The organism is Nocardioides cynanchi, assembly GCF_008761635.1.
GTDB classification, from domain to species: Bacteria; Actinomycetota; Actinomycetes; order Propionibacteriales; family Nocardioidaceae; genus Nocardioides; species Nocardioides cynanchi.
This window is the reverse complement of sequence record NZ_CP044344.1, coordinates 1,975,113-1,998,511: the sequence shown is the minus strand read 5'-3', so window position 1 is coordinate 1,998,511 and position 23,399 is coordinate 1,975,113. Positions and strand designations below refer to the sequence as shown.

Here is a 23,399-nt window from a genome sequence, read left to right as displayed (position 1 = left end):
CCGGCTAGGTCGCTTCCAGGTCGTACGGCGGGATCTCGTCGACGTCGAGCGCCGGGACCCGGGCCTTCGGCGGGTCGGCCATGGCCTCGCTCATCGCCTCGGCGATGTGCTTGCGGACGATCGTTCGCGGGTCGAGGTCGCGCAGCTCGAGGTCGGCGTACTCCGGACCCAGCTCCTCACGCAGCTCGTCGCGCGCCTCGCGCGCGAACTGGCGCATCTGCTTGGCGAACCGGCCGGCCTGGCGGGCGAACTCCGGCAGCTTGTCGGGCCCGAACACGAGCACGGCGACGAACGCGATCACCGCCAGCTCCGGCAGTCCGACTCCGAACATGGGTCAGAATCTACTGCTCGGAGTGAGTCCGAGCTGGCGTCCTGCCAAACCCCGTCCCCGTGAGTCGAGCTGCTGTGCCAGGTCGACCAGCACCCGGGCGGACTCCGAGGTGGGATCGGAGTCGACCACCGGCTTGCCGGAGTCGCCGCCCTCGCGCAGCGTCTCCTCGATCGGGATCCGCGAGAGCACGGGTACGTCGTAGCCGAACCGGCTGGTCAGGGTGGCCGCGACCCGGTCTCCGCCGCCGCTGCCGAACAGCTCCAGCCGGTGCTCGGGGCCGCAGTGGGGGCAGACCAGGTAGCTCATGTTCTCCACCACCCCGACGACCTTCTGGTGGAGCATGTTGGCCATCGTGCCCGCGCGCTCGGCCACCTCGGCGGCGGCCTCCTGCGGGGTGGTCACGACCACGATCTCGGCACCGGGCAGGTGCTGGCCCAGCGAGATCGCCATGTCGCCGGTGCCCGGCGGCAGGTCGAGCAGGAGCACGTCGAGGTCGCCCCAGTAGACGTCGGCCAGCATCTGCACCAGGGCCCGGTCGAGCATCGGCCCACGCCAGGCGACGACCTGCTCGCGCCGCGGCTTCAGCATCCCGATCGAGATCACCGAGACGCCGGACGCCGTCGGCACCGGCATGATCATCTCGTTGACCTGGGTGGGCCGGGAGTCGGCGATGCCGAGCATCGCCGGGATCGAGTGGCCGTAGATGTCGGCGTCGACGATGCCGACCGCGCGGCCGGTCTTGGCCATCGCGAGCGCGAGGTTGACGGTGACCGACGACTTGCCGACCCCGCCCTTGCCGCTGGCGATCGCGAAGACCTTGGTCAGCGACCCGGGCTGGGCGAAGGGGATCTCCTTGGCGGGCTTGCCGCCACGGAGCATGGTCTGGAGCTCGGCGCGCTGCTCGTCGGTCATCGCGCCGAGGGTCAGCTCGACGGCGGTGACACCGGCGACCCCGCCCAGGGCACGGCGTACGTCGCGGTCGATGGTGTCCTTCATCGGGCAGCCGGACACGGTGAGCAGCACCGTGACCGCGACCACGCCGGCGGCGTCGACTTCGAGGTGCTCGACCATGCCGAGCTCGGTGATCGGCCGCTTGATCTCGGGGTCGATGACGGTGGCGAGGGCGGCGGTCAGCTGGGCGACATCGGGAGAGTCCATGACGGGCCCATCCTAGGTTGCGGGTGGTTCCCGCTCTCAGGCGGTGGACACCTCGTCCTCGTCGGCGTCGACCAGGTCGTCGCGCAGCGTGCGCAGCTCGGAGCGCAGGAAGTCGCGGGTGGCGACCTCGCCGACGGCCATCCGGAGGGAGGCGACCTCGCGGGCCAGGAACTCCATGTCGGCGTGGGCCCGCGCGTTGGCCTGCCGGTCCTGCTCGCCGACCACCTTGTCGCGCGACTCCTGGCGGTTCTGGGCGAGCAGGATCAGCGGGGCGGCGTACGACGCCTGGAGGCTGAGGATCAGAGTCAGGAAGATGAAGGGGTAGTTGTCGAAGCGCAGGTGGTCGGGCGCCACGGTGTTCCAGCCCACCCAGAACAGCACGAACACGGTCATCCACATCAGGAACCGGGCGGTGCCCATGAAGCGGGCGAACTGCTCGGCGAAGACGCCGAACGCGTCGCGGTCGTAGCTCGGCGTGCGGATCAGCTGGCGGCGCTGCTCCTTGGGCGTGTCGAGGCGGGGCCGGCGCTCAGCCATGGCTCGCCTCCTGGGTGCGCACCGGCTGGTCGCGCCAGTTCTCCGGCAGCATGTGGTCGAGCAGGTCGTCGACGGTGACCGCGCCGAGCAGGCGGCCCTCCTCGTCGACGACGGGGGCGGCGACCAGGTTGTACGTCGCCAGGTGCGAGGCCACCTCGTCGATCGTCGCCTCGGGGTGCAGCGGGTCCATGGTCTGGTCGAGCGCTGCGGCGACCAGGGTCGACGGCGGCTCGCGGAGCAGCCGCTGGAAGTGGGCGACCCCGAGCAGGCGCCCGGTGGGGGTCTCGAGCGGCTGCCGGCAGACGTAGACCATGGCGGCCAGCGAGACCGGGAGCTCGGCCTGGCGGATCTGGGCCAGGGCGTCGGCGATCGTGGCGTCGGGACCGAGGATCACCGGCTCGGGGGTCATCATCGCCCCGGCGGTCTCCTCGGCGTACGACATCAGGCGCCGCACGTCCTCGGCCTCGTCGGGCTCCATCAGGCCCAGCAGCGTCGCAGCGGTCTCGGGCGGCAGGTCGGCGATCAGGTCCGCGGCGTCGTCGGGCGACATCTCCTCGAGCACGTCGGCGGCCCGCTCGCTGTCGAGGTGGCCCAGGATCTCGACCTGGTCCTCCTCGGGGAGCTCCTCGAGCACGTCCGCGAGGCGCTCGTCGTCCATCGCGGCCACCACGGCGGTACGACGCTCGGGCGGGAGGTCGTGGATCACGCTGGCGGCGTCAGCCGGTCGCATCTCGTTGAGCGCGGCGATCAGGTGGGTGGCGCCCTGGGTGGGCTCACGCCCGACCAGGCCGACCACGTCGTGCCACTCGACGACGTGGGTCTGGCCCTTGCGCCGCAGTCCCTTGCCGGGCTCCTGGACCGCGACCCGGCACAGCACCCAGTCGCGGGTCCGGGCCTGCTCCATCGCGACGTCGTAGACGGTGCCACGGATCCCGCTCGAGGCGATCGTCACGGTCCGGTCGAGCATCTGCCCGATCACCAGGGTCTCGGTGGTGCGCTGCTCGAAGCGGCGCATGTTGAGCAGCCCGGTGGTGTAGACCTGCCCGCTGTCGATGTTGGTCACGCGGGTCATCGGCACGAAGATCCGGCGTCGCCCGAACACCTCGGCCACCAGTCCGAGCACGCGCGGCTGGCTGGTCTCGGACCGGATCGCGACGACGAGGTCGCGGACCTTGCCCACCTGGTCACCCTGGGGGTCGAAGATCGGCAGGCCGACCAGCCGGGCGGCGTAGACGCGGCCGGGCTTGCCCGGCCCTGGCTGGGCGGTGCTCACAACCCCCAACGCTACCGGCCGGAGCGTCCGATCACCGGTAGAAGTCCGTGGGGCACGTCGCGCCGGCACAGTCGGCGTACCGATGGGTCAGTCGGCGCAGCTTCACCTTCTGGTCGTGGTAGCGCGGATCGCGGATCAGGTTGGAGTTCTGCCAGGGGTCCACGGTGCGGCGGTAAAGCTCGCCACGGCCACCCCTTCCCTCGACGAAGGTCCACGGTCCGTCCACCACTCCGGTGTAGAGGGGCGTGAGCCCGCCCTTGACCGGATAGCCCTCCACCGGGACGATCCGGGCGGCCGCCTTCGAGGTCAGCCACGGCATCACGTCGACCCCGTCGACGGTGTCGGTCGGGGTGGCGCCGGCCAGCTTCGCGAACGTCGGAGCCCAGTCGGCGTTGGTCACCGGGGCCCGGCTGACGCGCCCCGCGGGCAGCCCGGGGCCGCGGATGTACATCGGCACGCCGATGATCTCGCGGAAGTACCACAGCTTGCCGGTCAGGTTGTGCTCGCCGAGGACGAACCCGTTGTCGGAGGTGAACACGACGTAGGTGTCCTTGAGCTGGTGGGTGCGCCGCAGCGTGCGGATGGTGCGGCCCAGGGCGCGATCCACCGACTGCAGGGCCTCGACCCGCTGCTGGAAGGCCTCGAGCAGCTCCTGGCGGCGGTCCGCGGACCACGTCTGGTGGATCACCCGGATCAGGGTCTTGTCGTCGGTGTTCTCGAACATGTCCGGCTTGGTCGGCAGCTTCAGCTGCGAGAACGTGCCGGCGTCCCGCGCCGCCGGGGTCGTGGTGCTCAGCGGGTGCGGGTCGTTCGGGAAGGTGCGGGCCGGGTCGTCGGGGCCGGTCGGTCCGCCGACGTGCGGCGCCACGTAGTTGACCCACATGTACCAGGGCTTGCGCGCGGTCCGCGGCTGCGCGAGCAGCCGGTTGGAGATGTCGCTGATCACGGTGGAGTTGTAGCGGTGGTACTGCGTCAGATGACCGTTGTTGTTCACCGTCGGCATCACGTAGTTGTACGTCGAGGGGTCGACCGTGCCGTGCCAGTCGCTCCAGCCGGGCGGCACGTAGGTCGGCGCGTCGGCCTCGCCGTACCCGTTGAGGTACTTGCCGACGAACATCGTGCGGTAGCCGGAGCTGCGCAGCCAGACCGGGAGGGTCTGGGTGTCGGGGAACGCCGAGACGCCGCCGCCGGTGCCGTTGATGGTGACTGCACCGTGGTTGTGGGCGTACTGCCCCGAGAGCAACGAGGCCCGGGCCGGGACGCAGATCGGGGTCGGGGCCATGCCGTTGCGCAGGGTGATGCCCTGCTCGGCCATCAGGGCCTGGAGGTGGGGCATGTACTTCATGTCGTTCCAGGCCGCGTCGTCGGCGGTGATCATCAACAGGTTGGGGCGGGCGACCGGCTGGTGGAACGGCGTGGGCGACAGCGGCTTGCCGAGCCCCAGCCCGTGCCCGCCCGGCCCGGCGACCGGTGCCTTGCCGCTCGGCGCGGTGTAGTGCGGCCGGTGGTGGGCCGACGGCTTGCCCTGGCTGTCGCAGGCGCCGAGGCCGAGCCCGGCCGCACTGACCACTGCTGCCACGGCGAGCGCTCGCGTGCCCAGTGAGGCGAGCGGCATGGAGGAGGTCCTGTTCGGGCGGGGGAGGTCCGGGTCAGTATAGGTCGGGGCCCGCGCTCATCCGGAGCACCCGGCACCGGTCACCCGGAGCTCCACCCGCCCTCGCTCACGGGGTCGGAGGCAGCGGCGGTGCCGGTGGCGCCAGGACCGTGAAGTCCTGGCTCCAGCCCATGGTCGACCCCGGCACCGGCGGCAGTCCGAGCTGCTTGGTGACCAGGTCGGCGACCAGCGTGTTGCGGATCGGCGCCGGCAGGTCGTACCCGGGGTTGGCGCTGCCGGGGTCGGTGTACTGCGGGTTCATGGCGTAGAGGTCGCCGCCCGGCAGGACGCCGGGGCCGGAGACCAGCAGCGGCACGCGGTAGACCGACGGCAGGGTGGTCGGGTCGCTGGTCTTGCGGCTGCCGCCGCGGTTGGCGGTGACCACCAGGAGGGTGTGACCGGCCAGTGCCGGATTCGCGGCGATCGCGTCGACGACCCGCCCGACGAGCCGGTCCGTCGCGGCCAGGGACGCGGCGTACTCCGGGCTGCGGAAGCCGTGGTGGATGCCGGCGTTGCTCAGTGCGGAGAGCTGGGCGACCGCGAGCGTGGGCGGCTTGGTCGACAGCTGGGCGACCAGCGAGTCGACGAGCTCGGCGTCGGTCCGGGTCGGCACGTACCGGCCGATCTTCGCGGTCCCGTTGTCGAGGCCGACCGGGTCGACGCCGCCGTTGGCGGCGTCCCAGCTGGTCGCGAGCCGGCCGACCGCGCTCCGGCTGCTGTAGAGCGCTGTGTGCCTACCGGCGTTGTGCACGATGTCGAACACGCTGGACACGTAGTGACCGGCCGCGTTCGCGACGGTGCCGCCCGGGTCGCCGGGCCAGCCGACACCGGTGCCGCCGACGGTCGGGTCGACCGGACGGCCGGTGAGGATGCCGCCCAGCGTCGACAGCAGCCCGGTGCCCTCGGCCTCGGTGCGGGCGTTGAGGGTCGAGGCGCCACCGGCCGCCAGGGCTGCGAGGTGCGGCGCCGTACCGCCGGCCAGGGCGCCCTTGACGGCGCGGGACGTGAGCCCGTCGAGCGTCAGGACGACCGCGTGCGTGGTCTGGGTCGTCAGCACCGGGTCGGAGGGCAGGACCGCGTCGGCCATCACCACGAAGTGGTCGGTGGTCTTGCGGACCAGGGCGGTGTGCAGGGCGTCGTGCCAGGTGAACGAGACCCCGGTACTGCCCATCACCCAGTCGACGTGCATGGCGGCCGGTGCGACGCAGGTGCCCGCGAGCACGCCGCCGCCGTTGCTGGCGCGCATGTCGGTCTGGGTGGCGACCGGGCAGAAGTACTGCGCCTTGTCGTTCTCGTCCCCGGTGCTGATCACCGGGGTCGTCGGGTAGTCGGTGCGGAGCTGGTTGAACAGCCCGATCTCGATGCGGACGGCGGCGTTGCGCCAGCGCTGCGCAGGGCCGTGCGCGTCGGCGGGGTTGTGCGAGTTGTAGAACCACGCCTCACGGCCAGTCAGCCGGTTGCGCAGGAGGACGTAGGGCATCCGGATCAGGTTGCCGTGGAAGTAGGGGATCTGGATGGTGCGCGCATCGACCAGCTCCCAGGTGCTGCGCTGCCAGGCGATCGTGTTGGCCATCGCGGCCGTGGTCAGCTGGTTGCCGGGGTAGGTGCCGTACTGGCTGCCGAGGAGCTGGTGGAACCGCTGGTACTGCGGCTTCTGCATCTCCTGGAAGCCGATCACCTGCGCGTGGTTGCTGGTGATGATCCGGACCGCCCAGTTCATCCGGGTCACGCCGTCCGCCCAGCCGTTGCGGTCGCCTCCGGGGGCGGTGTGTCCGTAGCCGAGGAGGTTGAAGCTGCTCAACCGGACGTGGGTCGGGACGTCGGTGGGCACGGTCACGGTCGTCCGCCCGGCCGCCGCCGGCGTCAGGGTCGCAGCGACCCCGAGGGCGACCGCGCCGGCCAGGGTCCAGCGCAGGGCGCGGGTCCAGGGTCGGGGGGGAGTGGCAAGGGGAAGCACGGGAGGGGGTCCTTCGCTCGGCGACGGCTGGTCCGGTGGATCACACTGGTCACGCAAGTCACAGCAGCCCCACGCTAGGTGGGGTCGGCGGGACTGACCCCGGGGTGGGCCAACCGTTACCGGATCGTTACCGAGATCGCCGCGTGTCGTCTTCACGCAACACGACGCTCCGGCTTGCCGCAGGTCGTCGGGGGCCGTGGTGCCTCCCGCTAGCATGACCCGGCAGTCCGGTCCGCGCAGACGCTTCGCACCGGAAAGTCAGCGAAGGCACCAGGTCAGGAGGGGCGGCGCGTGGCCGAGCGGGTCGTTCTCCACATCGGCACCATGAAGTCGGGCACCAGCTTCGTCCAGTCCGCGCTGATGTCGAGCCCGGAGGTGCTCGACCGGGCGGGCGCCCGCTACCTCGGTGGCACCTTCGGCCGCCAGGCCAAGGCCGTGCGTGACGTCTACCGCAGGCCGACACGACCGCGACGCCACCAGCGCTGGCAGGCTCTGGTGGACGAGGCGCGCGACTTCGACGGTGAGGCCGGCATCATCTCGATGGAGTTCCTCGGCTTCGCCTCCGACGACCAGCTCTCCTTGTTCCTCGACCCGTTCGCCGGCCTGCCGGTCGACGTCGTCCTGACCGTGCGCGACCAGTTCCGGGCGATCCCGGCCCAGTGGCAGACCTTCACCCGGAACTTCGGGACCGACGACTGGGCGACGTACCTGCGCCGGATCGACCACGCCCCCTGGAGCCCCGACCGCAAGTCCCGCGCGGCCCGCACCTTCTCCCGGGCCCAGGACGTCGTGGGAGTGCTGGACCGGTGGTCCGCGGACCCGCGCGTCGGCAGCCTGACCGTGGTGACGCTGCCCGGACCGGAGGCTCCGCGCGAGGAGCTGTGGCACCGGTTCTGCACCGCTGCCCGGGTGCCGGTCGGCGACGCGGTGCTCGAGGAGGCGAAGGAGAACACGTCGCTCGGCTACGCGTCGTGCGACTTCCTGCGCCGGCTCAACCCCCTGCTCGAGGACGTCAAGCCCCGCCTCTACCGCAAGGGCATGCGGCCACTGGCGAGGGACGTGCTGGCGCCCCTGCGCGAGACCGAGGGCCGGCCCGAGCTCGACCGCAGGGGTGCGGCGTTCGCCCGCGGGCTGAACCAGCGGATCCGCGACGCGGTGAGGACCGGCGGGTACGACGTCGTCGGCACGCTCGACGACCTGCCGGTCCCGGTCGAGCTCGACCACCCCGAGCAGGCCGCAGCACCCGCCAGCGAGCTGGTCCGTCGCGCTGCCGAGTGCACCCGTGAGCACGCCGCCCGGATGCTCGGAAAGGACGTGCGGCAGGCGCCCCAGGGCCTCGACGACCTCGTGGCCGACAGCGCCAGGCTGCTGCGTCGTGCCTACCGTTGGGGTCGCTAACCTGTCCGCGTGGGCGGGACGGAGCAGGGTGGCGCGACGACCCCGCACGCCCTGACCTCGGTCACGGTCACCGACGAGGGAATGACCCTGCGCGGTGATGGGGACTTCCCGATCGACGTGATGTTCGACGACCGCCGGATCTTCTCCTTCTGGCTCCAGCGCGACACCGAGGTGCGCGGTGCTGACGTCGTCCACCCCTGGCCGCCGGTCCTGCGCCGCTTCCTCGACGGCACCACCGAGCTGTCCCTGGTCGACCACGTGAGCGGCCATCCGCTGTACGTCGAGACCGTCCGGCTCGGCTCGGGCGACGGCCGGATCACCGTTGCGGACCCCCAGGGCAACCCGATGGGCCTGGACAAGAGCATGCGGCTGAGCCGGCTGTTCACCAGCCGCAGCGCCGAGCACCTCGAACCTCTCCTCGATGCGATCGGCACGGTTCTGTCCGCCCTCGAAGAGGCGGGCGTGAAGCCCTTCCTGGCCTACGGGACACTGCTCGGCGCGGTCCGCGACGGCACCTTCATCGGGCACGACTCCGATGCCGACCTCGCCTACGTGAGCGCCCACCAGCACCCGGTCGACGCGATCCTCGAGTCGTTCCGGCTGCACCGCCGGCTGCTGGCGATGGGCTACGAGGTCGTCCGGCACAGCGGCCTGGCGTTCAAGGTGATCGTCCGCGAGTCCGACGGTTCGCCGCGGGGGCTGGACGTCTTCGGCGGCCTGATCCGGGAAGGCACCCTCTACCTGATGGGCGAGGTGGGCCATCCGTTCTCCGAGGAGTGGCTCGAGCCGCGCTCCGAGGTGACCCTGGCCGGCCGGGTCTTCCCGGCACCGCACGCCCCCGAGCACCTCCTCGAGGCGATGTACGGTCCCGGCTGGCGGGTCCCCGACCCGGCGTACAAGTTCGAGACCCCGGAGGCCGTACGCCGGCGCCTGACCGGCTGGTTCCGGGGCACGCGGGTCGGTCTCGACGCCCGCTGGGAGAGGTTCCGGCGCACCGGCGGGCAGGTGCCCGACCGTGAGCCGAGTGCTCTGGTGAAGTGGATGCTGGAGCGCGAGCCGGACGTCCGGACCGCGGTCGACGTCGGCTGCGGGTCCGGACGAGACGTGATGTGGCTGGCCCGGCGCGGGGTCGACGCCTGGGGGCTCGACTACTTCCCGCGCGACTTCCGCGCCGCCGACCGGCGCGCCCGGAACAAGGGACTCACTGCGTCGTTCGAGTGGCTGAACCTCGACGAGCTCCGGTCCGTGCTGCTGACCGGCGCGACCTTGAGCCGCACCCCGGGACCCCGGGTCGTGCTGGCCCGGCACGTGCTCGAGGCCACGGACGCGGTCGGCCGGGACAACCTCCTGAGGCTCGCCAAGATGGTGACCCGTGGGTCCGGTCGGCTCTACCTCCAGATGCGCAGCTCGGACCCCGAGTCCCGGCGAGCCGGGCTGCCCCCACTGGCCCTCGACCGCTTCCGCGAGCAGGTGCAGCGGCTCGGCGGGACGGTCGTCGAGGAGCAGCAGCTCGACCAGCACGAACAACCGGTCGCGGGCCACGCCGACGCGACGCCGTTCTCCAGATGGGTGGTCACATGGGACCGATGAGCAAGCTCTCCAAGCACTACCGCGACCTGTCCCGGCTGGGCGACCGGCTGGCCGAGATGGAGGCCGAGATTCAGGAGTGCCGGCAGGTCAACCTGAGGCTGGCCGAGCTGTGCGACGTGATGATGGAGCTGCTGCTGCCGGCGGCCGACCGGGACGACGAGGCGGTGGAGGCGATCCTGGCGCGTTACCGTGCCGACGTGAACGAGCCGCTGCGCTGGAGAACCGGTGACTGAGCAGTGACCGGAAAGGTCTTCTTGCACATCGGCCTGCCCAAGACCGGCACGACGTACCTCCAGAAGGCGCTGTGGCTGAACAAGGGCGTGCTCGGTGACGCCGGGCTGCTGCTGCCGGGTCGTCACCAGCGGCGCCACCTCCTGGCCTCGCTCGACATCTTGGGACACTCCACCCTGAGCGAGCGCCCGGGCGACACCGACTCTCCGTGGGACGACCTGGTCACGGAGTCACGGGCCTGGCCCGGCGACGTACTGATCACCCACGAGTTCTTCGGCTCCGCCTCGCGCCGACAGGTGCGGCGCGCGGTCGGGTCGTTCCCCGATGCAGAGGTGCACGTCATCGTCACCGCGCGCGCGATGCTCGACCTCGGCATCTCGCGCTGGCAGGAGTGGGTCCGCAACGGCGGCCGCAAGCCGATCGACGACTACCCTCCGCGCAAGCGCTACGACCCGGCCGACGAGTGGGGCTGGGCCAGCTTCGACCTCGCGGACGTGCTGGCGCGCTGGGGCTCCGTGGTGCCACACGAGCGCATCCACGTGCTGCCGATGACGCCCGGCGGCCCGGACCCGACCGAGCTCCTGACCCGGCTCCTCACCGTCGTCGGCCACGCCGGCGTGGCGGTCGAGATGCCACAGCAGAAGGTCAACACCTCCCTGGGCATCGTCGAGACCGAGCTGCTGCGCCGGATCAACCCGTTGCTCACCGGCTTCACGGCGCCCACCGACCGCGGCACCTGGATCCGTGGCTTCCTGGCCGGACCGCAGATCATGGCGACCAGCGGCGAGAGGTTCCGCCCGGACGCCGAGACGATCGAGGAGCTCACCACCCGCGGCGAGCAGGCCCTGGCGATGCTGCGCACCGGCGAGTACGACGTGGTCGGAGACCTCGCCCTGCTCGAGCAGCCGGACGTCAGCGATCGTCGCCACCCGTCCGAGGTCAGCGACGCCGAGCAGCTGGACTCGGCGGTCCGGGTGATCGCCGCGTTGATGGTGCAGGTGAGGACGCTCACACGGCAGCGCAACGCGCTGCGCAAAGAGATGGAAGCCTCAGGGTCGCGTGTTAGCGTGGCGCGGTTTGCCCGGGGAGTGGCGTCGAAGGTCAGGAAGGACAGCCCAACGTGAAGCGGGTTCTGATACTCATCGTGGCGGTCGTCCTGGCGGGCGGCCTCACGGTGCCGACCCACGCCGACACGACGAAGTCATCGGTGACGGCCGCGGCCGCGAAGCCGAAGCCGAAGCCGAAGTGGAAGCCGGCCGAGGGTGCGTTCTTCAACACCCCGCGGGCCGGCTCCAAGGAGTGGGTCCTCCACCGGCAGATCGTGGCGGCGATCGAGCACGCCAAGCCGACGTCCTTCATCCGGATCGCGCTGTTCTCCTTCGACCGCAAGTACGTCGCGTCGAAGCTGATCCAGGCCCACGCCCGCGGCGTGCACGTCCAGGTGCTGCTCAACGACCACCAGGTGACCCCGGCCCAGCGGATGCTGCACAAGGCATTGGGCACCAACCGCTTCAAGAAGAGCTTCGCCTACGAGTGCAGCCACGGCTGCCGCTCGCACGGCGAGAACCTCCACACCAAGTTCTACCTGTTCTCCCACACCGGTGCCGCCCACCAGACGGTGATGACCGGCTCGGTGAACCTGACCGGCAACTCGGCGATCAACCAGTACAACGACCTGTGGGTGCGCAACGACACCCGTGGCCTGACCAAGGCGTTCCGGCTGCTCTTCAAGCAGATGCGCCGTGACAAGCCCGCGCACCCCGCGTTCCTGGTCCAGAACATCGGCAAGGACTACAAGCTGGAGGCGACGCCGTACCCCAACGGCGGGCCACACCACGACCCGATCATCAAGATCCTCGACAACGTGCACTGCCTCAACGCTGCTCCGGGGACCGGGAACGCCGTGCACCACACCGTCGTACGCGTCGTGATGCACGCGTGGAACGACCCGCGCGGCACCTACCTCGCGCGCAAGATCCGGGCGCTGTACGCCGCGGGCTGCGACGTGAAGCTGATGTACGGCATCTCGGGTGCCTCGGTGCGCGCCGTCTTCAAGAACTCGACCCAGCGGGGCTACATCCCGGTGCACACCACGGGATACGACACCAACCTGGACGGCTTCATCGACCTGTACACCCACCAGAAGGAACTGCTGATCTCGGGGAACTTCGGCAAGAACCGCGGCACCAAGATGGTGGTCACCGGCTCCAGCAACTGGAACATCGACGGCCTGCGGGGCGACGAGGAGATCTTCGAGATGCGCCGGGCCCGCGCGTACGCCCAGTACATCAACGACTTCGACAGCATGTGGGCCAAGCACTCCAAGCTGGTCGCCTACATCCCCTACCCCAACCGGCCACCCTCGCCGCCGCCGCCGACCACCACGACGGTCCGGCCCGGGGCGCGCGTGCTCGTGCCGACCGAGCCGGAGTCGACGGTGACCGCCGAGCCGAAGGCCGGCGGACCGGCCTGGGAGAACGACTGATCAGCTGATCCGGCGCACCTGGCGCAGGGCACCGGCGAGGGCGGCCACGGCGGCGTCCCGCTGGGCCCGGTCGTCGACCTGGGTCGGGTCGATGCCGGCCACGTCGAGCGGCTGCAGGTCGTCGAGGTCGCCCACGACGGGCGCCCCGCTGCGCTCGAGCTGGTTGCGGATCTTCTGGGACTCCTGGCGCAGCCAGTCGGGGACGACGAACCCGATCGGGTCCTCCTCGCGGCGACGCTTGCCCATGACGTGCTTCCCGAGGGCCTTGACCTTCTTCTTGTAGGCGGCCAGGGGGAGGTCCTCGGTGGCGAGATTGAGCTCGCGCAGCACCAGGGTGGACGCCGCGCCGAGCGACTCGTTGGCCCGGGGCGCCTCGTCCCACGAGTCGGGCGTGATGCCGGCGACCTCGCCGAACCGGTTCCAGAGGGTCTCCCCGGGCGCACCCGGCGGCGGGACCGTGACGATGTGGACGTTCTCCGCGCCGACGCCGGAGGCCCAGCGACGGACGATCCTGGCGGAGTGCTGCTGGCGCCAGAAGCGGTCGCCCGCGTCACCGCCGGTCTCGATCGAGCGGACGTACTCCGGCCACTCCCAGGTACGCCGGTTCTTGATCGCCTCCTGCCACATGGCAGGCACGCTGCGGCCGAGGTCGCGGACGGTGACGGCGACCCGGACCTCGGTGTCGGGGAAGGCCCGGCGCAGGGCGGCGATCCGCGGCCCGCCCATCGGGGCGAGGTACTCCATCGAGACGATGGCCGTGCCGGGGTGGTCGTTGATCTCCTCGGTCAGGCTGGCCCAGGAGCCGGGCTTGCGGTTCTTGGCCTGCATCAGGTCCGAGACGGCGCGGACGTGGCGTGCCCAGCTCGGGCCGGGGAAGAGGATGCCCTGGTCGGCCAGCCGGGCCCGGTTGGCGTTGAGCCGGCCCTGGATGAAGGTCGTGCCCGACTTCATCAGGCCGATGTGAAAGACCACGCGTTGTGCCATGAATGTCCCTTGTCCGGTGCGCTCGGTCGGTGGATGGTCCCGGTCAGTGCTGGGGGCAGAACCAGCCGAACCCGGGTGCCTTGCGGCAGCGGGGGTCGACGGTGGCCGGCACGGTGACGCGGGCGCTGACGAAGGGGTGGTCGCTGATCCGCCGGGTCTGGCTGGAGCGGTCGGTGACGAAGCCGGAGAAGTCGAGGGTGGGTGAGCCGAACACCCAGTCGACGTTGGTCCGCGAGACGTAGTGGCAACCGGCCCCGTCGGAGTAGACGCCGTCGGCGGAGTGGAAGCCCGAGCCTGCGGCGAACGGGCAGGCGAAGGGCTCCCGGTCGTTCATGTCGCCGGTGACGATCATCGGGGTGCCGTCGGCGGTGAGCTGCCGGGCGAGGTTGACCTCGATCGAGGTGGCGATGGCCCGCCAGTGCCCGGCCGGGCCGTGGGCGTCGGCGGGGTTGTGGGAGTTGTAGAACCACACGTCCTGGCCGGAGTGCACGTTGCGGAGCAGCACGTAGGGCATCGGCACGCGGTTGCCGTGGAAGTAGGGGATCGAGATCGTGTGGGCCTCGACGAGGGTCCAGTCGGCGCGGCGCCAGACGATGGAGTTCTGCACGGGCTGCACGCCCAGCGACAGGCCGGGGTAGGCGTCGTACGTGCCGCCGAGCATCGCCTCGAAGGCGTGGAACTGCTCCGCCTGGAACTCCTGGAGGCCGGCCACGCTGACGTCGTGGGCGCGCAGGAGGCTGACCGCCCCGCCCATCCGGGCCGGACCCGGTGCGTAGCCGCCCGCCCCGGCGGTGTGCCCGGCGCCGAGCAGGTTGAACGAGCTGACCCCGAAGGTCGCGGTGGCGCCCGACGCCGACGTGCGCAGGACGTAGCCTCGGGCGGCCATCTTGGTCTTCATCGCGTAGAACGCCGGGTGCACCGGCGCCAGCCGCACCCCGTGGCGTACGGCGTACGAGCGACCGGCGGTGCGGTCGGCGCCACGGGCGGTGTCGGCGGCCGGACGGTTGATGCCCGTCAACGAGGCCGCGCGGTCGACCTTCGGCATCGCCGGCTGGTCTCCGGCCCGGAGCACGAGCGCCAGGGAGCAGGCGACCAGGGCGATCGTGGCGAGGAGCGCGAAGGGCCAGACCGGGGTGCGGGCCTGGCCGTCGGCATGGCCCCCGGTCGCCCTGCCCTGCGTTGCGGCTCGTGGGGCCGGGGTCGCGGTGTTGCGGGATCCCGCATGCCGTCCCACGAGAGCCTCCAGCCGTCGACGCGCGCCAGAGGCGCCTTCTCAGGGGGCCGATCATACCGACGACCGGCGGATCCCGCGCCTTCACGAATAAGTCACAGTCGGTTCCGCCCCCCGCCCGGGCGCGGACATACTGGTCGCCGCCACGCTCCCGACCGAAAGGACGCGACGACGCCATGGGTCGCCTCTGCCACACCGATGGGCTCACCGACGACCAGACGGAGATCCTCAAGGCGGTGCGCACCTTCGTCGAGAAGGAGATCCTGCCCGTCGCGACCGAGCTCGAGCACGCCGACGAGTACCCCACCGAGATCGTCGAGGGGCTCAAGGAGCTGGGCCTGTTCGGTCTGATGATCCCCGAGGAGTACGACGGCCTGGGGGAGTCGCTGCTCACCTACGCCCTGGCGGTGGAGGAGATCGCCCGTGGCTGGATGAGTGTCAGCGGCATCATCAACACCCACTTCATCGTGGCCTGGATGCTCCTGCAGCACGGCACCGAGGAGCAGAAGCAGAAGTACCTGCCGCGGATGGCGGCCGGCGAGGTGCGTGGCGCCTTCTCGATGAGCGAGCCGGGTTGCGGGTCCGACGTCAGCGCGATCACGACCAAGGCGGTGCGGGACGGCGAGGACTACGTCATCGACGGTCAGAAGATGTGGCTGACCAACGGCGGCTCGGCCAACCTGGTCGCCGTGCTCGTCAAGACCGACGAGGGCGCCGACTCGGTGTACAGGAATATGACGACGTTCCTCGTGGAGAAGGAGCCGGGCTTCGGGGAGACCGCCCAGGGCGTCACCATCCCCGGCAAGATCGACAAGATGGGCTACAAGGGCGTCGACACCACCGAGATGGTCTTCGAGGGACACCGGATCTCCGCCGACCAGATCCTGGGTGGTGCGCCCGGCAAGGGCTTCTACCAGATGATGGACGGCGTCGAGGTCGGCCGGGTCAACGTCGCGGCCCGCGGCTGCGGCGTCGCCAACCGCGCCTTCGAGCTGGGTGTCGCCTACGCCCAGCAGCGCGAGACGTTCGGCAAGAAGATCGCCGAGCACCAGGCCGTGCTGTTCCGGCTGGCCGAGATGGCGACCAAGGTCGAGGCCGCGCACCAGATGATGGTCCGGGCCGCACGGACCAAGGACAAGGGCGAGCGCAACGACCTCGAGGCCGGGATGGCGAAGTACCTCGCCAGCGAGTACTGCAAGGAGGTCGTGGAGGACTCGTTCCGGATCCACGGCGGCTACGGCTTCTCCAAGGAGTACGAGATCGAGCGGCTCTACCGCGAGGCGCCGATGCTCCTGATCGGCGAAGGCACCGCAGACATCCAGCGGATGATCATCGGCCGCCGCCTGCTCGAGGACTACCGCCTCTGAGGGGGAGGGTCGCAGCGTGAGCCATCCCCAGGCCGAACGCTTCCGGGAGCAGGCCCGCGGCTGTCGCAACCTCGGCTCGCGGATGTACGACGGGCTCCTGCGCCGGCTCGCCGACGACCTCGACGCCGGTGGGCCCTCGGTGGCGGTGCTCTCCGGCCACGAGCACGACCCGGGTCCGTCCGGGCTGGCGCTGCGGCTGCTGGGCAGCGTGCACCGTCTGGTGCTCGAGCGTCGCGCCGGTGCGCTGGCGGCGTTCTACCCGACGGTCGGCGGCACCTGGGATCCCGAACACGGCTGGCCGGTGTTCCGGGAGCTCCTCGCCGAGCAGCCCGAGGCGGTCCGCGAGTGGCTCGACCGCCCACCCCAGACCAACGACGTGGGCCGGTCCGCGGCGCTGATGACCGGTCTGCTCGAGGCCGGGAGGCGCCGGCCGCTGCCGGTGCGACTGTTCGAGATCGGCTCGTCCGGCGGCCTGAACCTGCTCGTCGACCGGTTCCGGTACGTCGGGAAGGGCGGCGCGCTGGGGCCGGACGACGCGCCGGTGGTGCTCGACCCGGCCTGGGCCGGCGCGCCTCCTCCGGGGGTCGTCCCCCGGGTCGTGGAGCGGCTGGGCAGCGACGTGATGCCGATCGACGTCCGGTCCACCGAGGGTCGGCTGGCCCTGACGGCCTACGTCTGGCCCGACCAGGTGGCCCGCTTCGAGCGGCTCCGCGGCGCCTTCCGGATCGCGTCCGGCACGGCGTACGACGTACGACGCCAGGCGGCCGGGGACTTCGTCGACGCGCTGACCCTTCAAGCCGGGACGACCACGGTCCTGTGGCACAGCGTGCTGTGGCAGTACGTCGCGGTCGAGGAGCGGGCGCGGATCCTGGCCCGCCTCGACGAGCTCGGGGCCGCGGCCGACGAGGACTCGCCGTTGCTCCACCTGTTCGCCGAGCCCACCCGACGGACGCCGGACTCGCCGCACGAGTTCCTCGTCTGTGCGCACAGCTGGCCCGGGGGCGGCCGGCGCAGGATCCTTGGGACGATGGCGCCGCACGGACTTCCGGTCACCGTGGAGTGACGTGGCCCTCGGTCAGGCGCCGGCCCAGTGGCAGGTGGCCAGCACGGAGGCGAGCATCGCGTCGCGGTGCGAGGGCGTCGTGTACTGGTTGGTCGCGAACGTGATCACCCACGCGTCCTTGCCGGTGAGCACGTAGTAGGCGTCGAGCTGGTAGTGGCTGCCGGGCTTGGTCTGGGTGGCCACGACGTGGGCCGCTCGGTTGCCGCCGACGTTCGTGGCCGGGCGGGTCCGGATGTCGGTGCCGCCGGCGGCCGCCAACAGCCGGGCCGCGGCCTTCGCCGCGGCGGTGACGGAGCCCGGCGCCTGGGCGCGGTGGCGGACGATGATCATCAGGGGGTTGTCGTCGGTGGGGTTCGCGGCGGAGAGCACGACGCCGGTCTCGGCCCGGTCGGTGACGTCGGCCCAGCCCTGCGGGGCGTGGAACGAGAAGCGACCGGCGCTGAGCACCGGGCCGCTCGCGGGTGCCACGTCGAGGGACGGGCTGTGGGTGACAGGGGCGGTCGGGGTGCCGGAGCCGGCGCCGGGGTCGGTGGCGGTGGTGCTGCTGGCGGACCCGCACGCGGACAGCGCGAGCGCGGCCACGGCCGTGAGTCCGGCCAGTCGGGCCCGGGCCGGCGTGCGCTGCATACCCATGGTCGGAGGATACGCCATCGTGAGCGGGCTGACGCGTCCTTCTGTGAGCGCTTGCCGGGTCCCCTACGCTCTGTCGTGATCGGCCCCGAAGGGGGCCCGCGAGCGCGGCCGGCCCGCAGAAGGAGCGTCCACGATGTTGGTGGTCACCAGCAACGACATCCCAGGTTGGGAGATCCGCCAGGTCTGTGGCGAGGTGTTCGGACTGACCGTCCGGTCGCGCAACGCCTTCTCGCAGATGGGGGCGGGCTTCAAGTCGCTGGTCGGCGGTGAGCTCAAGGGGATGACGTCCAACCTCGTGAACAGCCGCAACGAGGTGATGGGGCGGATGATCGACGAGGCCCGCAACCGCGGTGCCAACGCGGTGATCGCGATGCGTTTCGACACCTCCGAGATGGGCGACACCTGGACCGAGATCTGCGCCTACGGCACCGCCGTGGTCGCCGTACCCGTCACCGACGCGGCCCGCGAGACGGCGCAGCGCCTCGGCTACGGCCAGCCGGCCGGGCAGCCCGCCCAGCAGGCGCCGCAGCAGGACCCCTACGGCGGCGGTCAGCCCGTCCAGTAGGGCGTCGCGGGGAACCCGCTCGACCCGCGACCGGTCGGGTGGCATGGTGGGTGGCATGAACCAGGACAACCACGCCAACGACGACCTGAAGGCCAAGATGCGCGAGGCCCTGGACCGCAAGAACGCCAAGGCCAAGGGCGTCGCCGAGGATGCTCCGCTCAAGGAGAAGGCGCACGGCTCCGAGGTGCACGGCGGCACCGGCCCGAAGATGCACCGCCGCAAGGCCGGTGGCGGAGGGTCCTGACCCTGGCCGAGCCGTGAGGTATCCCACGGCAGCCGTGGTCGAGCCCGGCCCTGGCCTGCGGCAGGATGTGGGCCATGCAGTTCGGACGCAGCTATGAGGAGTTCGAGGTCGGCGCGACGTACCGGCACTGGCCGGGCAAGACGGTCACGGAGTACGACGACCACCTGTTCTGCCTGCTCACCATGAACCACCACCCTTTGCACCTCGACGCGCACTACGCCGAGGAGACCACGCAGTTCGGCAAGAACGTCGTGGTCGGCAACTACGTCTACTCGATCCTGCTCGGCATGAGCGTCCCGGACGTCTCGGGCAAGGCGATCGCCAATCTCGAGATCGAGTCGCTGCGCCACGTCGCACCGACGTTCCACGGCGACACGCTGTACGGCGAGACCACGGTGCTCGACAAGTGGGAGTCGACCAGCAAGGACGATCGCGGGGTCGTCCACGTCGAGACGATCGGCTACAACCAGGACGGCAAGGTCGTCTGCATCTTCCGCCGCAAGGTGATGGTGCCCAAGGACAGCTACCTCGAGGCACGAGGCGGCGAGCAGCCCGGTCGCCCGGTTCCGCAGCCGGACAAGAACTGGCCGGGGACTAGCCCGGCCTGACCGGTGCGAAGGCCCGGGCCAAGGGGATCAGGGCGAGGATCAGCACCATGGGCACGGCAAAGCCGAGCCGCAGGTTGCCGGCACCGACCAGGCCGGTCATCACCGCGCCGAGCAGTGCGCCGACGTAGTTGAACTGGTTGAACCGCGCGATCACCGCGTCGACCCGCGCGTGCCGGAGCGCCGGGTCGTCCTCGCCCTCGAAACCGGTGCCCGCGATCCGGGCCGCGGCCGAGAAGCTCAGGGGCGCGACGACGGCGACGCCGGCGCCCATCACCGTGAAGCCGGCCACCGCGACCGGCCACGAGGGCGAGAAGACGGTCACGGCCAGGCCGAGGCTGGCCACGACGGCGCCGATGCGCAGCACCGGCACGGCGCCGAACCGGGCGACCACGGTGTCGCCCGCCAGCCGGCACGCGCCGCTGGCCAGGAGGTAGGGGAAGACGGCCAGGGCGACCAGCTGGTGCGGCGTGGTGAACACCTTGTCGAGGAACTGCGGTCCCCAGGTGAACGCAGCCGTGTCGACCATGTAGAAGAGCACCATCGCCAGCCCGACCAGGATGATCGGTCGCCACGGCACCTCGACGCCGGCCGACTGCTGGACCGAGAGCTCCGCCCGCCGCAGGAACGGGGCGAAGGAGACCACCAGGGGTACGACGGCGACGGCCGCGGTCGCGGAGAGCGGCAGGTGACCCATCGCCAGCGCCACCGCGGCGCCGGTGGCGCCGCCGAGGGTCCACGCGCCGTGGAACGACGGCAGGATCGGCCGGCCGTACAGGTGCTCCACCGCGACCGCCTGCATGTTGGTGGTGGCGTCCACGGCGCCCAGCGCCACGCCGTACCCGGCCATCGAGGCGATGAAGACCACCTGGTCGCCGGCGAGCGCGAAGACCGGCACGGTGACCGCGATGCCGAGCAGGCCGGCCCGCAGGATCACGGCGCTGTCGACGCGCTTGCAGGCGGTCTCGGCGAGGACCGTGCCCAGACCCGCGAGCAGCACCATCATCAGGAGCAGCAGCGACAACGTGGTGTCGCTGTAGCCCCAGTGGTCCTGCACCGTGGGCAGCCGGGTGGTCAGGCTGATGAAGACGAAGCCCTGGGTGAAGAAGCCGGCAGCGCCGGCGGAGCGGGCGCGCCGGTCCTCGGCGGTGCTCGTCTCGGAGGTCGACACCATGACCGGCATCGTGGCACGACCGGCCGGGAGGCTGGCTTAGGTTGGCTCCATGGCATGCGACGAGGTGTGGCTGATCCGGCACGGTGAGACCGAGTGGAGCCGCGACGGGCGGCACACCTCGACCACCGACCTCCCCCTCACCGAGGACGGCGAGGCCGTGGCGACGGGCCTGCGTGACCGGCTCGACGACGACCAGTTCTCCCTCGTGCTCACCTCGCCGCGGCGACGGGCGCGTGAGACCGCCCGGCTGGCCGGGCACCCCGAGGCCGAGGTGGACCCGGACCTCGCGGAGTGGGACTACGGCGACCTCGAGGGAGAGACCACCCCGGAGATCCGGACGACCTACCCGGGCTGGACGATCTGGTCCGGGCCGGTGCCCGGCGGCGAGACGGCCGACGACGTCAGCGTCCGGCTCGACCGGGTGGTGGCCCGGTGCCGGGCCGCGGAGGGGCGGGTCCTGGTCTTCGGGCACGGACACTCGCTCCGGGCCCTGGCGGCGCGGTGGCTGGAGCTGCCGGTCACCGACGGCCGCCACCTGCGGCTCGACACGGCCACCGTCTCGGTGCTCGCCTGGGAGCGCGAGACGCCGGTGGTCCAGCGCTGGAACTCTTGACCTCGGTGGCGCCGGCCCGCGACCGTGGACCCCATGCCGCTCCCGACGGAGTGCCCGCGTTGCCCCGCTCCGGTCGCACCCGTGCCGGGCGGCGGCTGGGCCTGCCCCGAGCACGGCCCCACGCCGGCGCTGCGCCGCCCGGTCGAGTCGTCGTACGACGAGTTCGTGGTGATGCTCGCCGACGCGGGTGACTTTCCCACCCTGCTGCCCTGGCCGATGAGCCCGGGCTGGGTCGTCAGCGACTTCGCGGTCGTCGGTGAGCAGCCGGCCCGCGCCACGATGACCTGCAGCTCGGGCACCAGCGCCCTCGACGGCCCGGTGGACGTGTTCGTGGTCAGCGAGGAGTCGGGCGTGGGCCTCGGCGCGCGATGCGCGGGGATCCGGGAGCTGGATCCCGGTCCGGAGGTCGGCGCCGGGCCGCCTCAGGCGCGGGTCCGGATCGGCACCCAGGCGGTACCCCTCTGGCCGGTGTCGACGGCGTCCGCCGACACCGAGCTCGACCGCTCGGTCTTCGTCGGCGAGGCCGGGGGCCGGTGGCTGTGGGTGGTCCTGCGTCCGGCCCCGGCGATGCTGCTGCTCCGCGACGAGTGGATCCTGCGCGACGTCTCCGGCATCGGTCCACCGCTGGTCGAGCTGGGGTTCGGAGGCCCCCGGCCCACGTGGTGACCCCCGCGTGAGCGGGATCACACGACCCGGTGACCTGTGGCGGCCCGGGTGGGACGAGCGACTCTGACCGCACCCGCAGGCGCTCCTTAGCGTCGGAAGTGCCGGACTTCCGGTCCGGCAGTGTCTAAGGAGCTGGAGATGAGTCACGTTCTCACCCGGCATGTCGAGCAGGCATCGTCCGGAGAGCAGCCTCCGCAGCGTCGCGTCGGCCTGGGTCTCGCGGCCCTGACCGCCCTCGTGGTCGGATCCATGATCGGCAGCGGGATCTTCGCGCTGCCGTCCCAGATGGCGGGTAGCGCCGCCCCCGGGCCCCTGGTCATCGGGTGGGGCATCACGGGACTCGGGATGTTGATGCTGGCCTTCGTCTTCCAGACCCTGGTCAGCCGCAAGCCCGACGTCGACGGCGGGGTGTACGGCTACGCCCGCGCCGGTTTCGGCAACTACGTCGGCTTCACCTCCGCGTGGGGGTACTGGGTCAGTGCCTGGGTCGGCAACGTCGGCTACCTGGTCCTGATGGGCTCCACGCTGGGCTACTTCTGGCCGTCGTTCGAGGGCGGCAACACCTGGCGGCCGATCCTGCTGGCGTCGGTGGTCCTGTGGGTGGTCCATGCCCTGACCCTGCGCGGCGTGCACAGCGCGGCCCTGGTCAACACCGTGGTCACCATCGCCAAGGTCGTCCCGATCGTCACCTTCATCGCGATCGCGGCCGTCGGCTTCAAGGCCGGCATCTTCAACGCCGACATCTGGGGCCACTCGACCCAGATCGACGGCGCCTCGCTCGGCAGCACCCTCGACCAGGTCAAGAACATGATGCTGGTCACCGTCTGGGTGTTCATCGGCATCGAGGGTGCGGCGGTCTACTCCCAGCGCGCGGCCAAGCGCAGCGAGGTCGGACGCGCGACGATCTTGGGCTTCGTGGGCGTCCTCGCCCTGCTCCTCATGGTCAACCTGCTGTCCTACGGGCTGATGGCCCAGGCGAAGATCGCGGGTCTCTCCGACCCGTCGATGGCGGCCCTGATGAAGGACCAGGTCGGTAGCTGGGGTGCCGGCTTCATCTCGATCGGGCTGCTGGTCTCGCTGCTCGGAGCCCTGCTGGCCTGGATCCTGCTCAGCGTGGAGATCCTGCGCCTGCCGGCCAACGAGCACGTGCTCCCGAAGGTGCTGGCCCAGGAGAACACCCACGGTGCGCCTCACGTCGCACTGTGGCTGACCAACGCCTGTGTCCAGCTGATGCTGGTCTGGACTCTGTTCAACTCCAGCACCTACACCGACCTGATCTACCTCGCGACCTCGCTGATCCTGCTGCCCTACCTGTGGTCCGCGGCGTACCAGGTCATGCTCGCCCTGCGTGGTGAGACCTACGAGCACGGCGCGGGCCGGACCCGTGACCTGCTCGTCGGTTCGCTCGGCCTCGCGTACGCCGTGTGGCTGGTCTACGCGGGTGGCTGGCAGTACGTGCTCGTAGCGGCGCTGTTCTACCTCGTGGGCACGGCGTTCTTCGTCTGGGCCCGCAAGGAGAGCCGCGAGCTGGTGTTCACCTCGATCGAGAAGGTCCTGGTCGGTGTGGTCGCGATCGGGTCCGTGGCCGCGATCGTCGGCTTCATCCAGGGCTACGTGTCGGTCTGAGGGGAGTGAGGACG

Annotated in this window: 23 protein-coding genes; 13 read left to right on the top strand and 10 right to left on the bottom strand. The window is 71.2% G+C overall.

Annotated features, from left to right (window positions below; genetic code table 11):
- Positions 1–4: 4 nt before the first annotated feature.
- From E3N83_RS09760 to E3N83_RS09735, 6 genes are all read right to left on the bottom strand, one after another.
- Entirely contained in the window at positions 5–331 is a 327-nt protein-coding gene (locus E3N83_RS09760; protein ID WP_151083085.1) for a sec-independent translocase, read from the bottom strand.
- 3 nt (positions 332–334) lie between these two features.
- Entirely contained in the window at positions 335–1,489 is a 1,155-nt protein-coding gene (locus E3N83_RS09755) for an Mrp/NBP35 family ATP-binding protein (protein WP_151083084.1), read from the bottom strand.
- 36 nt (positions 1,490–1,525) lie between these two features.
- Positions 1,526–2,026 (bottom strand): DUF1003 domain-containing protein, encoded by a 501-nt coding sequence (locus E3N83_RS09750; RefSeq protein ID WP_151083083.1) that lies wholly within the window; start codon positions 2,024–2,026, stop codon positions 1,526–1,528.
- A complete protein-coding gene (locus tag E3N83_RS09745; protein WP_151083082.1) occupies positions 2,019–3,299 on the bottom strand; it encodes a magnesium transporter MgtE N-terminal domain-containing protein in 1,281 nt (426 codons plus the stop codon). Before E3N83_RS09745 ends, E3N83_RS09750 begins: the two co-directional genes overlap by 8 nt.
- A gap of 31 nt (positions 3,300–3,330) precedes the next feature.
- Positions 3,331–4,914 (bottom strand): sulfatase family protein, encoded by a 1,584-nt coding sequence (locus tag E3N83_RS09740; RefSeq protein ID WP_151083081.1) that lies wholly within the window; start codon positions 4,912–4,914, stop codon positions 3,331–3,333.
- Positions 4,915–5,020: 106 nt separating this feature from the next.
- Positions 5,021–6,910, bottom strand: a complete 1,890-nt coding sequence (locus E3N83_RS09735; RefSeq protein ID WP_191908039.1) for an alkaline phosphatase family protein — start codon at positions 6,908–6,910, stop codon at positions 5,021–5,023.
- A 291-nt stretch (positions 6,911–7,201) separates the two neighbouring features.
- Here E3N83_RS09735 and E3N83_RS09730 point away from each other — a divergent pair, with 291 nt between their 5' ends.
- From E3N83_RS09730 to E3N83_RS09710, 5 genes are read left to right on the top strand one after another with little or no spacing between them, the layout of a single operon-like run.
- On the top strand, positions 7,202–8,308 hold the full coding sequence (locus E3N83_RS09730; protein ID WP_151083079.1) for a hypothetical protein: 1,107 nt from the start codon (positions 7,202–7,204) through the stop codon (positions 8,306–8,308).
- A 9-nt stretch (positions 8,309–8,317) separates the two neighbouring features.
- Positions 8,318–9,898 carry a class I SAM-dependent methyltransferase gene (locus tag E3N83_RS09725; RefSeq protein ID WP_151083078.1) on the top strand — a complete coding sequence of 527 codons (1,581 nt, stop codon included), beginning with the start codon at positions 8,318–8,320 and terminating at the stop codon, positions 9,896–9,898.
- Positions 9,895–10,131 (top strand): DUF6752 domain-containing protein, encoded by a 237-nt coding sequence (locus E3N83_RS09720; RefSeq protein WP_238343143.1) that lies wholly within the window; start codon positions 9,895–9,897, stop codon positions 10,129–10,131. Before E3N83_RS09725 ends, E3N83_RS09720 begins: the two co-directional genes overlap by 4 nt.
- Positions 10,132–10,134: 3 nt before the next feature.
- Positions 10,135–11,253 (top strand): hypothetical protein, encoded by a 1,119-nt coding sequence (locus tag E3N83_RS09715; protein ID WP_151083076.1) that lies wholly within the window; start codon positions 10,135–10,137, stop codon positions 11,251–11,253.
- Positions 11,254–11,273: 20 nt separating this feature from the next.
- A complete protein-coding gene (locus E3N83_RS09710) occupies positions 11,274–12,614 on the top strand; it encodes a phospholipase D-like domain-containing protein (RefSeq protein ID WP_191908038.1) in 1,341 nt (446 codons plus the stop codon).
- On the opposite strand, the gene E3N83_RS09705 is transcribed toward E3N83_RS09710, so the two are convergent.
- Complete coding sequence (locus E3N83_RS09705; RefSeq protein WP_151083074.1) at positions 12,615–13,598, bottom strand: hypothetical protein; 984 nt, start codon at positions 13,596–13,598, stop codon at positions 12,615–12,617.
- A 43-nt stretch (positions 13,599–13,641) separates the two neighbouring features.
- Entirely contained in the window at positions 13,642–14,832 is a 1,191-nt protein-coding gene (locus tag E3N83_RS09700; RefSeq protein WP_151083073.1) for an endonuclease/exonuclease/phosphatase family protein, read from the bottom strand.
- Between the two features lie 173 nt (positions 14,833–15,005).
- On the opposite strand from E3N83_RS09700, the gene E3N83_RS09695 reads away from it, so the two are divergent.
- Positions 15,006–16,196: an acyl-CoA dehydrogenase family protein gene (locus E3N83_RS09695; protein ID WP_151083072.1), complete on the top strand. Its 1,191-nt coding sequence runs from the start codon at positions 15,006–15,008 to the stop codon at positions 16,194–16,196.
- Positions 16,197–16,212: 16 nt separating this feature from the next.
- Positions 16,213–17,259, top strand: coding sequence for a DUF2332 domain-containing protein (locus E3N83_RS09690; protein ID WP_151083071.1), 1,047 nt, complete (start codon positions 16,213–16,215; stop codon positions 17,257–17,259).
- 12 nt (positions 17,260–17,271) lie between these two features.
- On the opposite strand, the gene E3N83_RS09685 is transcribed toward E3N83_RS09690, so the two are convergent.
- On the bottom strand, positions 17,272–17,892 hold the full coding sequence (locus E3N83_RS09685) for a hypothetical protein (RefSeq protein WP_151083070.1): 621 nt from the start codon (positions 17,890–17,892) through the stop codon (positions 17,272–17,274).
- A gap of 133 nt (positions 17,893–18,025) precedes the next feature.
- Between E3N83_RS09685 and E3N83_RS09680 the strand changes: the two genes are divergently transcribed.
- The 3 genes from E3N83_RS09680 to E3N83_RS09670 all read left to right on the top strand — a co-directional run bounded on the left by E3N83_RS09680 (position 18,026) and on the right by E3N83_RS09670 (position 19,309).
- Positions 18,026–18,457: a YbjQ family protein gene (locus E3N83_RS09680; RefSeq protein WP_151083069.1), complete on the top strand. Its 432-nt coding sequence runs from the start codon at positions 18,026–18,028 to the stop codon at positions 18,455–18,457.
- A gap of 55 nt (positions 18,458–18,512) precedes the next feature.
- Positions 18,513–18,701 carry a DUF5302 domain-containing protein gene (locus tag E3N83_RS09675; protein ID WP_151083068.1) on the top strand — a complete coding sequence of 63 codons (189 nt, stop codon included), beginning with the start codon at positions 18,513–18,515 and terminating at the stop codon, positions 18,699–18,701.
- Positions 18,702–18,775: 74 nt separating this feature from the next.
- The gene (locus E3N83_RS09670; RefSeq protein ID WP_151083067.1) at positions 18,776–19,309 is read left to right on the top strand and encodes a MaoC family dehydratase; all 534 of its coding nucleotides are present in this window, start codon (positions 18,776–18,778) and stop codon (positions 19,307–19,309) included.
- On the opposite strand, the gene E3N83_RS09665 is transcribed toward E3N83_RS09670, so the two are convergent.
- Positions 19,296–20,480, bottom strand: a complete 1,185-nt coding sequence (locus E3N83_RS09665) for an MFS transporter (protein WP_151083066.1) — start codon at positions 20,478–20,480, stop codon at positions 19,296–19,298. The two genes, E3N83_RS09670 and E3N83_RS09665, sit on opposite strands and share 14 nt — an antisense overlap.
- A gap of 49 nt (positions 20,481–20,529) precedes the next feature.
- Here E3N83_RS09665 and E3N83_RS09660 point away from each other — a divergent pair, with 49 nt between their 5' ends.
- The 3 genes from E3N83_RS09660 to arcD all read left to right on the top strand — a co-directional run bounded on the left by E3N83_RS09660 (position 20,530) and on the right by arcD (position 23,385).
- Complete coding sequence (locus E3N83_RS09660; protein WP_151083065.1) at positions 20,530–21,093, top strand: histidine phosphatase family protein; 564 nt, start codon at positions 20,530–20,532, stop codon at positions 21,091–21,093.
- 33 nt (positions 21,094–21,126) lie between these two features.
- Entirely contained in the window at positions 21,127–21,759 is a 633-nt protein-coding gene (locus tag E3N83_RS09655; RefSeq protein ID WP_151083064.1) for a DUF6758 family protein, read from the top strand.
- 138 nt (positions 21,760–21,897) lie between these two features.
- On the top strand, positions 21,898–23,385 hold the full coding sequence (gene arcD, locus E3N83_RS09650) for an arginine-ornithine antiporter (protein ID WP_151083063.1): 1,488 nt from the start codon (positions 21,898–21,900) through the stop codon (positions 23,383–23,385).
- The last annotated feature ends 14 nt before the right edge of the window (positions 23,386–23,399 follow it).

Excerpts from the sequence above, each read along its gene's own strand:
- E3N83_RS09755 (WP_151083084.1), bottom strand. The coding sequence starts at position 1,489 with ATGGACTCTCCCGATGTCGCCCAGCTGACCGCCGCCCTCGCCACCGTC.
- E3N83_RS09680 (WP_151083069.1), top strand. The coding sequence starts at position 18,026 with ATGTTGGTGGTCACCAGCAACGACATCCCAGGTTGGGAGATCCGCCAG.
- arcD (WP_151083063.1), top strand. The coding sequence starts at position 21,898 with ATGAGTCACGTTCTCACCCGGCATGTCGAGCAGGCATCGTCCGGAGAG.
- E3N83_RS09695 (WP_151083072.1), top strand. The coding sequence starts at position 15,006 with ATGGGTCGCCTCTGCCACACCGATGGGCTCACCGACGACCAGACGGAG.
- E3N83_RS09705 (WP_151083074.1), bottom strand. The coding sequence starts at position 13,598 with ATGGCACAACGCGTGGTCTTTCACATCGGCCTGATGAAGTCGGGCACG.
- E3N83_RS09685 (WP_151083070.1), bottom strand. The coding sequence starts at position 17,892 with ATGGGTATGCAGCGCACGCCGGCCCGGGCCCGACTGGCCGGACTCACG.
- E3N83_RS09655 (WP_151083064.1), top strand. The coding sequence starts at position 21,127 with ATGCCGCTCCCGACGGAGTGCCCGCGTTGCCCCGCTCCGGTCGCACCC.
- E3N83_RS09750 (WP_151083083.1), bottom strand. The coding sequence starts at position 2,026 with ATGGCTGAGCGCCGGCCCCGCCTCGACACGCCCAAGGAGCAGCGCCGC.
- E3N83_RS09670 (WP_151083067.1), top strand. The coding sequence starts at position 18,776 with ATGCAGTTCGGACGCAGCTATGAGGAGTTCGAGGTCGGCGCGACGTAC.
- E3N83_RS09665 (WP_151083066.1), bottom strand. The coding sequence starts at position 20,480 with ATGGTGTCGACCTCCGAGACGAGCACCGCCGAGGACCGGCGCGCCCGC.
- E3N83_RS09660 (WP_151083065.1), top strand. The coding sequence starts at position 20,530 with ATGGCATGCGACGAGGTGTGGCTGATCCGGCACGGTGAGACCGAGTGG.
- E3N83_RS09740 (WP_151083081.1), bottom strand. The coding sequence starts at position 4,914 with ATGCCGCTCGCCTCACTGGGCACGCGAGCGCTCGCCGTGGCAGCAGTG.
- E3N83_RS09675 (WP_151083068.1), top strand. The coding sequence starts at position 18,513 with ATGAACCAGGACAACCACGCCAACGACGACCTGAAGGCCAAGATGCGC.
- E3N83_RS09720 (WP_238343143.1), top strand. The coding sequence starts at position 9,895 with ATGAGCAAGCTCTCCAAGCACTACCGCGACCTGTCCCGGCTGGGCGAC.
- E3N83_RS09760 (WP_151083085.1), bottom strand. The coding sequence starts at position 331 with ATGTTCGGAGTCGGACTGCCGGAGCTGGCGGTGATCGCGTTCGTCGCC.